5 protein-coding genes are annotated in these 6,704 nt (G+C 40.5%); 1 reads left to right on the forward strand and 4 read right to left on the reverse strand.

Going from position 1 to position 6,704, the window contains the following annotated elements; genetic code table 11:
- Positions 1-770: 770 nt before the first annotated feature.
- On the reverse strand, positions 771-1,229 hold the full coding sequence (locus CWATDRAFT_RS28640; RefSeq protein WP_081451031.1) for a LysR family transcriptional regulator: 459 nt from the start codon (positions 1,227-1,229) through the stop codon (positions 771-773).
- A 144-nt stretch (positions 1,230-1,373) separates the two neighbouring features.
- Between CWATDRAFT_RS28640 and metE the strand changes: the two genes are divergently transcribed.
- A complete protein-coding gene (metE, locus tag CWATDRAFT_RS28645) occupies positions 1,374-3,722 on the forward strand; it encodes a 5-methyltetrahydropteroyltriglutamate--homocysteine S-methyltransferase (RefSeq protein ID WP_007308257.1) in 2,349 nt (782 codons plus the stop codon).
- A gap of 65 nt (positions 3,723-3,787) precedes the next feature.
- Here the strand turns inward: metE and CWATDRAFT_RS28650 are convergent, their stop codons facing one another.
- The 3 genes from CWATDRAFT_RS28650 to CWATDRAFT_RS28660 form a co-directional block, all read right to left on the reverse strand.
- Complete coding sequence (locus CWATDRAFT_RS28650; RefSeq protein ID WP_007313180.1) at positions 3,788-4,258, reverse strand: hypothetical protein; 471 nt, start codon at positions 4,256-4,258, stop codon at positions 3,788-3,790.
- A gap of 70 nt (positions 4,259-4,328) precedes the next feature.
- Positions 4,329-5,855, reverse strand: coding sequence for an IS5-like element ISCwa2 family transposase (locus tag CWATDRAFT_RS28655; RefSeq protein WP_007308259.1), 1,527 nt, complete (start codon positions 5,853-5,855; stop codon positions 4,329-4,331).
- Positions 5,856-6,093: 238 nt separating this feature from the next.
- Positions 6,094-6,441: a CHAT domain-containing protein gene (locus tag CWATDRAFT_RS28660; protein ID WP_007308258.1), complete on the reverse strand. Its 348-nt coding sequence runs from the start codon at positions 6,439-6,441 to the stop codon at positions 6,094-6,096.
- Positions 6,442-6,704: the final 263 nt, after the last annotated feature.

Consider the following 6,704-nt stretch of genomic DNA (forward strand, 5'->3'; position numbering starts at 1 on the left):
ACAAGATTTCGACAACCGCGATTTTACCGGGGTTTGGCACTTCGAAAGCAAGACTTGCTAAGGACGTACCGTACTTTAAGTTTTTACTTGACCTTATTCCTGATAACAGCTTGAAATATCTTTTTTGAAGCTTAACACTTCCTCTGGACTTTGCCAGTTTATGGTGTCCATTCTGGCGTAGTCTTGGTTATACTCGCATTCGACATTTAACTACCTCTAATAGAGACTATTTCTTCTAATTAACCAGCAATACGTCAGCTTATCCATATTCATTACAAATAGGCATTTGCTTCTTAATTGCTTCTCACATCCATGACCCTTGCGCTTAAGTTTGTCACTACTTACATCATCGACCTGATGGTAAGAGCAGTCATGGACTTAATTCGTTCCGTTGGTTTGGGTGTATTGGTTTTAGGTTTCATCTCTCCCCCAGGTTACTTTTAGGAATCGTTGTGGATGTTACGAAGAAAACTCCACTTTTCACCTTGTTCTTTTGAACGCAGCCTGTCAAACAGATTTGGCTACTTGGAGGTCTTGAGGGTTCAGGACGATGATTCAGCGTAATGCTTAACCGTGACCAATTGACTGGAGGAACGACTTGCCATGCTGTTTCATGACGGGTTCCCCTTTTAACCCTGCTTCCATCCTGAGTTTACTAAGTCCAAAACGGAGGGTTAAGTTGTCACTCTTAGGATTGCTCCCTTGATTCCGAGTGTGGCTCCTTTAGCCAACAAACCAACAGTTATCTAGTTTTCTAGGTTCTAGACTAGCTACACACCTGTATTTAGTACAGGCTTTCTAGCTAAACGAATCGCACCTCCGATCCCTCCGAATTGGAACTTCTGCTTTACATCAAGGTCCACAGAAGGCCACGCTATTAGATATGGTGCCACAATTTTTAGGAGCCATTGATAACAGGGGTAACACTCAATTCCGATTCTCAGAACCCCCTTCTGTCCTCGGGCAAATTGACGAAGGCGCTCCTCAGTATGGTTAAACTGCGTCAGGGAACGCTCCGCAACCGCTAATAGGTATTCTCCTGCTTGAGTTAGAACCAGTCGACGACCCTGTCGCCGCCATATCTCTACGTCCAGTGATTTTTCTAGTTTTGCCATGCTGTGGCTTAAAGCTGACTGAGTAACGTGTAGTTTCTTTGCGGCTGCTGTTACCGTTCCTAATTTCTCTACTGCCACAATAATCTCAAAATGGATTCGTTCGAGGACTGACATTGCACTTTAATATGAATTAGATTCATCTATACTTCAATATTTATCATTTTACTTCATAGCTTTAGCTTAGTAAACTGTTGAATATTGCTCAAAAGCAATTACAACAAATACAAAAAGTACACATAAACTATTTCAATCGGTCAAATGAACTCTATAAAAACCCACTCCCTCGGCTATCCCCGCATCGGAGCAAAGCGGGAATTAAAACGTGCCACAGAAGCTTATTGGAAAGGTGACCTCACATTAGAAGAATTGCTTGCCACAGGAAAGACAATAAGAGAAACGAACTGGAAAAAGCAGGAGTCTGCTGGTATAGGACTCATCCCAATCAATGACTTCTCATTCTACGATCAGATGCTCGATATGAGCTGTCTGCTCGGTAACGTACCTGCTCGCTTTAAGTGGACAGGTGGAAAGACCGATGTTGATACAGTGTTCACTGTAGCTCGCGGCACTCAGGGAGGTGTTTCCCTGGTAGAAGAGGAAAAAGATTGTCAAACAGGTAAAGTCTCCACATTCGCCAGTGAGATGACCAAGTGGTTTGATACGAACTACCACTATATCGTGCCGGAGTTTCGCTCTGATACCACTTTTAAACTAAGTAGCGATAAGATATTTGAGGAGTTTGCCGAAGCCAAAGCACTGGGTATCAATGGCAAACCGGTGCTAATAGGTCCTGTTACTTACCTCTCACTCGGGAAGATCCAGGGTACGAACAACCCAGACTTTGACCCTTTCTCATTACTGGATAATCTTGTTGACGTATACGAAGAGATTATAGGGAAACTTGCTGCTGCTGGAGCTGAGTGGATACAGCTTGACGAACCGATCTTCTCTACCGATCTCAGCAAAGAGCAGCTTAATGCCCTCAAGAAAAGCTATGATCGTCTCCAAGCAGCCAAGGGAACAGCAAAAATACTTGTCACGACCTACTTTGGTGGTGTTCGAGAGAATCTTGGCTCCTATCTCTCTTTACCAGTTGATGCTCTTCACTTCGACTTTGTCCGTGGAGCAGAGGATGTGGAGACGGTACTTGCAAACTTCCCTAGTGATAAGATCCTGTCGGTAGGTATTGTTGAAGGTCGCAACATTTGGAAGAATAATTACGATCGTTCACTGGAGGTATTACAGAAGGCCACAGCAGCTGTCGGCGCTGATCGTCTCTGGGTTGCTCCTAGCTGTTCACTGCTTCACTCCCCAGTAACTCTTGAAAATGAGCGTAAGATTGACGAAGAACTAAAAAGCTGGATGGCCTTCGCCAACGAGAAACTTCAGGAGGTTGTGGAGCTACGTCAACTTCTCGATGGTACAGGTGATGAGAAAGCTCTTCAAGCTAATCGTGAAGCTATTAAGGCTCGTGCAACCAGCCAGCGAATACACAACGAGGCGGTAAAAACTCGTTTAGCCGGAGTAGGTGATAGGGATTTTCACCGTGCTTCAGAATTTACCGTCAGGCAGGGCAAACAGCAAGAAAAGCTTCAGCTTCCTGAATTTCCTACTACCACCATCGGTTCTTTCCCACAAACTAAAGAGATTCGTAAAGCTCGCGCACAGTGGAAAAAGGGTGCAATGAGCGACGCTGACTACGATCAGTTTCTTAAGACGGAAACCGCCAAGTGTGTCACCTTCCAAGATGATATAGGCATTGATATGCCTGTGCATGGGGAGTTTGAACGTAATGACATGGTGGAGTATTTTGGTGAGAATCTCGAGGGATTTGCGTTCACCAGTAATGGATGGGTGCAGAGCTTTGGGTCCCGGTATGTCAAACCTCCCATTATCTTCGGAGATGTAAGTCGCCCCAGTCCCGTGACCGTATACTGGTCAAACTACGCACAATCTCTTACCAACCGTCCTATGAAAGGAATGCTTACAGGTCCTGTAACAATTTTGCAGTGGAGCTTTGTGCGGGACGACCAACCTCGTTCAGTTACGACACATCAGATAGCCTTGGCCATTCGAGATGAGGTGGTGGATCTCGAAGCCGCAGGTATCGCCGCTATTCAGATAGACGAACCTGCCTTCCGCGAAGGACTGCCTCTACGGAAGAGCGAATGGGATGAGTATCTAGACTGGGCAGTCAAAGCCTTTCGACTAAGTGCAAGCGGCGTAAAGGATGATACCCAGATTCACACCCATATGTGCTATTCCGAATTCAACGATATCATCAATTCCATTGCTGATCTCGATGCAGATGTCATTACAATAGAAACGAGTCGCTCCAACATGGAACTGCTTAACGCTTTCGTAGAGTTTAAGTATCCCAACGAGATTGGACCTGGAGTATATGATATCCACTCTCCACGGGTTCCAGCTGAAGATGAGATGGTGAATCTTATGAACAAAGCCGAAGCAGTATTACCACGGGGACACTTGTGGGTTAACCCTGATTGTGGTCTGAAAACCAGGGAGTGGAAAGAGGTCAAACTTTCTTTGACAAACATGGTCAAGGCTGCATCAAAACTTCGCTCACTCAATAATCCAATGGGCTAAGGGGTACTTTCTCTCTTTCAGAATTTACGATCAAGTCTTTTTATCGTGTAAAAAATCCCCAACTTCTAAAGTTGGGGTAGTTCAATGATTTGAGCCAAAGTGCATTTAGCTGTAAAATCAAAATCGTCAACTTCAACACCATTTACTATCAAATCAAAAAACTTTTTTGAAAATTCATTTGTGAATTGTTTTTTTCTGCCCGTACCTAGATAATCTATGTCGATAGGAATACATATTTTCGGGACGTATTTTTGTGTATTTCTAATTTTATTTTGGTAATTATTTAGCAAATAATATGTCTGGTCAGAGTTTCTTTCCGACCTATTATTAATGACTATTATTAAATTATAGTAAGGTTCGCCTTTTTTCAAATAACACTCAAACTCATAAATATCAGACACTTCAATTAAATTAAATCTTCTGTCAACATAGATTAATAGTTTTCGTAGGTTTTCCTCACGTTTATAATTAGAGCCAACCATGTAATAGCTCAGAATATTACTTTGCTGTAAGAGTGCAGATTGCTTTCCAAACATCAATCCCTTGTGCATATGGATTCAAGTCTCATTTTCTAAGTAGGGTTTGCTGAAAAAGTTTCTCCAAAATTTATGCCACTTTTGACCAAGAATTTTCTGACAAATCAATAAGTTTTAGTACATAAAAATTGTTTAAAGTATAATCAAAATTAATGAAAGGCGGTTTGATGAGTTCCCCTGTTCTATTATTAGTAAATAAGGACAAAAAAAGCGACAAAAACTGCCTCAGAAGTTTAGAAAGATTGACAACTAAAAATGTAATAGCAATAGATGTAATGGAGGTTTCAGGGAGTTTTGTCATCACGAGATTTAGGCTAAATCTTCGTTTAGCTTGTCCAAACTTTCCCTCAATAGCATTACGGAAGCATTCATCGGAGTGGGCTTGTTTCTTTTCTTCTTCACTGACATTTTTCGGAGGTCTTCCTAACTTCGGACCACTGATTCTTATCCCTCTTTCCTTACACCAATTTCTGTTTTCCCTAGTTCGATAAATTTTATCTACATGGACGGATTCGGGATAATAGCCAAACGTTTCTTTATACTTTTCTACTTGTTCTTTTAAATGACAAGATTCATTGAAGTTTTCCCAACTTATTTTGTCTAGAAACACATAGTTATCTACACAGCTTACTGAGAGTTTAGCTCCAAACTCTATTGGTTTTCCTGCTTTTCCCCTCACTATTGGACGAATATGCCGTTGAGTTAAACTTACAATTCTTTGAGGAACACTCTGGGTCTTATTCTCCCACATTGACTGTTGTTGTTCATAAACTTTTTTGATAGTCTCTAGACAATTTTTCTGTCTTTTACTCAGATTTTCCAGGGAAGCCCCAGCTTGAATTAAGTCTTCTATATTTCCTAAATTTTTCTTAAGGTATTTTAACTGTTTCCCGATAGCTTTTCTTCTTTCTTGATAAGATACTTTTCGTTTTTTAGCTACTTTTAAGTATTCCTTTCTAGCAATTTTTCTAGAAGTTCTCGGCTTTTTTCTCAATTTTACTCTTAATGGTTTATAAAGATTATCTATTATTCTTTCTGTCTCAATTCTGGCTTGATTTAATATGCCTAAATCTGTTGGGTATTTGATGTCTGCTGGCGCACAAGTCGCATCTAAAATTAGTTTACCTTTATTTTTTATTTTTTCTCTTTTTTCTTGGAGACAATCCTTTTTTTTTACTTCTTTATCACTCTTGTCTATTTCTCTTTTTACTATTTTTTTATTGATTTTGTTTATCAATTCTCCATCAATTCTTTTCCTAAAATGAACTAGCATTGAAGATTCCAGTGGTGGCTCTTGTTGATAACAATTTAAACCTATAAAGTATTGTAGATAGGGATTTTCTCTAATCTGTTCTATAGTTTCTCTATCACTTGTTCCTAATTTTTCCTTAATAATTAATGTCCCTAATGCCATTCTAAATAGTTTGGCTGGCGCACCTTTTTCTGCTGAAAAAAGTTTAGCATATTCTTCCTCAAAATCATCCCAAGGTATCAACTCTGCCATGATTACCCAACGATTATTGGGGGACAATTTGCCCTCGAAAGGTAATTCAAATTTTTCTGGGGGCGGTAAAGGTTGCTCCTCTTTTCGATACATTTGTTCTTGACCAACAACTGGGAGGTGTTTCTACCAATTATAGCGGTTTGTAGCCGACAAAGCTGATCTTTTTTGCGATCGCGAATATGGGTGTAACCTTTTAAAGAATAGGGTTTTGCTTTTATTCAGCAAACCCTACTTAATCCCAATATTATCCCTACGAAAGTTATCAAAAATAGTAATTTTTTGTTCATTCAATAAAAGTAACACTATCTTTCTGAAAGCTGATAACTAAATTTTACAACCAATTACCTACTAAAGTATAGGCTGACCAATAAAAGGGGTGTCTATACCAACGGTTTTTTAACATGGTTGATTGTGCTTTTCTTAACGCTTCTGCTTTGGATAATTTATTAGTGGATAATTCTTTATAAAATTGTTCCATAATTACCGCAGCAGGTTGATCGTTAACAGACCATAATGTTGCTAAGGTACTCCTAGCACCAGCACGGACGGCAAAACCTGCTAACCCAAAGCAGGCCGAATATCTCCTTGATGCTGTTTCACAAGCACTTAATATGAATAGTTCACTGGGGTTACTTCCTCTCGCGTCAATTTCCTGAAGTAATTTTCCTAATGTACCCATTGTGTTACTATTCCAAGCAACATTAAAGTGTGTCCAAAGCCGAACTAATTGGCCTGAGTGGGAAATGACCTTTGGAATGATGGTTTTAAAACTTCTCTATTTATGAGCGAAGCCTCGCTAGTAAGCCGTATAGGACTTTTCTCGAAAATTATCCCGTGACATAATAGGCCCATTTCTCTCAAGGTTGTGAGCCCCAAAGTGTAACCCCATGGAGGGTGGGGAAAAGGACCGCCACGCCCTTAGTTAAGATTTTCGGTTAACCC

It is taken from the genome of Crocosphaera watsonii WH 8501 (assembly GCF_000167195.1).
Classification (GTDB): Bacteria; Cyanobacteriota; Cyanobacteriia; order Cyanobacteriales; family Microcystaceae; genus Crocosphaera; species Crocosphaera watsonii.

Coding starts and splice junctions, on each gene's coding strand:
- CWATDRAFT_RS28640 (WP_081451031.1), bottom strand. CDS start 1,229: ATGTCAGTCCTCGAACGAATCCATTTTGAGATTATTGTGGCAGTAGAG.
- metE (WP_007308257.1), top strand. CDS start 1,374: ATGAACTCTATAAAAACCCACTCCCTCGGCTATCCCCGCATCGGAGCA.
- CWATDRAFT_RS28650 (WP_007313180.1), bottom strand. CDS start 4,258: ATGTTTGGAAAGCAATCTGCACTCTTACAGCAAAGTAATATTCTGAGC.
- CWATDRAFT_RS28655 (WP_007308259.1), bottom strand. CDS start 5,855: ATGTATCGAAAAGAGGAGCAACCTTTACCGCCCCCAGAAAAATTTGAA.
- CWATDRAFT_RS28660 (WP_007308258.1), bottom strand. CDS start 6,441: ATGGGTACATTAGGAAAATTACTTCAGGAAATTGACGCGAGAGGAAGT.